The sequence below is a fragment of the Zhihengliuella salsuginis genome (assembly GCF_014651715.1).
Lineage (GTDB): Bacteria > Actinomycetota > Actinomycetes > Actinomycetales > Micrococcaceae > Zhihengliuella > Zhihengliuella salsuginis.
Window position 1 is genome coordinate 1 of record NZ_BMXK01000030.1, and the last position, 1,251, is coordinate 1,251.

Below are 1,251 nucleotides of genomic sequence, written 5' to 3' on the forward strand. Positions count from 1 at the left end.
CGCCATCGTCGCAGCCCTGATGGCCAACCAGCACCTCCTCAGCGCAGCACCCGAGATCCTGGCGGCCGACGTCCTCGCGTCCAAGCTCCCGTAGTCCGCCAACGCACGAGACGATCGCGCCCCGCCGAGCCGTCGCCAGGTCGCGACGCAACGCCACGCTGCGTTGCCGAGCGGTGCGAGACCTATCGGCACACGGACAGGATGCCGGCCGCGAGCGCTCAGCCGGCGAGGGGTCCGTCGCGGAGGAGAGCGACGTCGGTGTCGGGCAGAGCCGTGAGGCCAGCGCATCGCGCGACCACCAGAACCGAACCGCCCCTGACCTGCGTTTCCGCAGGTCAGGGGCTGTTCGCCGGAGCCGCCTGTCGGAATCGAACCGACGACCTAATCACGTCGGCTTTGCGTCTATCGCTTGATGCGCCCACTGGGCGAACGAGCCGCTGACCTGCGCAAACGCCGAGCGTGGGGGACGCCGCCATCCGGTGGTGGCCGACGACGACCGACCAGTACCGACCGTTTCACCGGAGCTTGCGGCGGCGTCGAAGCCGAGCAAGCTCCATTCCTTTAGCTCACCGCGCCCTCCTCCTCGCCGATCCCGTCATCGTCGAAGACGTTTCAGGGGTCTTCTCAGATGACGGTGTAGGTCGGCCGGGCGCGTCGGTCCGCAGATAGACGTCGAGGTCTCCCGACGACGGAGGTTCCTACGCCATCCATCCGAAAGACCTCGACGTGTCCGACGTCGAGCCCCGCCGGCCGGCTTCGGCCGCCCTGACCTGACCGCCTTCGCTCGACTCGACGGCCTCGGTCTGAGCGTGACCGGACAACGACTTGAACCGGATCGTGCGGTCCTCGCGTCCCGCGTGGTGGAACCAGATCAGTGGTGCCGACGGTGCGGCAGCGAAGGCGCTGCTCGTGACACCGTGATCCGGCGGTTGGCCCACGAGCCGCTGGGCTGGCGACCGACCGTGCTGGAAGTTGTAGTGCGCCGCTACCGCTGTGCCGACTGCGGACACGTGTGGCGCCAAGACACCAGCGCCGCGGCGGAGCCACGCGCGAAGCTCTCGCGCACCGGGCTGCGGTGGGCGCTGGAAGGGATCGTGGTCGCACACCTCACCGTCGCCCGTGTCGCCGAGGGACTCGGGGTCGCGTGGGACACCGCCAACAACGCGGTCCTGGCTGAAGGCAAGCGGCTGCTGATCAACGACCCCACGCGGTTTGAGGGCGTGAAGGTCATTGGCGTCGATGAGCACGTCT

The 1,251-nt window shown here is 68.7% G+C and carries 1 protein-coding gene and 1 pseudogene; both read left to right on the plus strand.

Annotated features, from left to right (window positions below):
* Positions 1–94: pseudogene (locus IE069_RS15535) on the plus strand (antibiotic biosynthesis monooxygenase); the annotation flags it as partial.
* Positions 95–770: 676 nt separating this feature from the next.
* Positions 771–1,251, plus strand: a 481-nt coding sequence (locus tag IE069_RS15540; protein WP_189351591.1) for a transposase family protein, incomplete at its 3' end; no start/stop codon positions are given.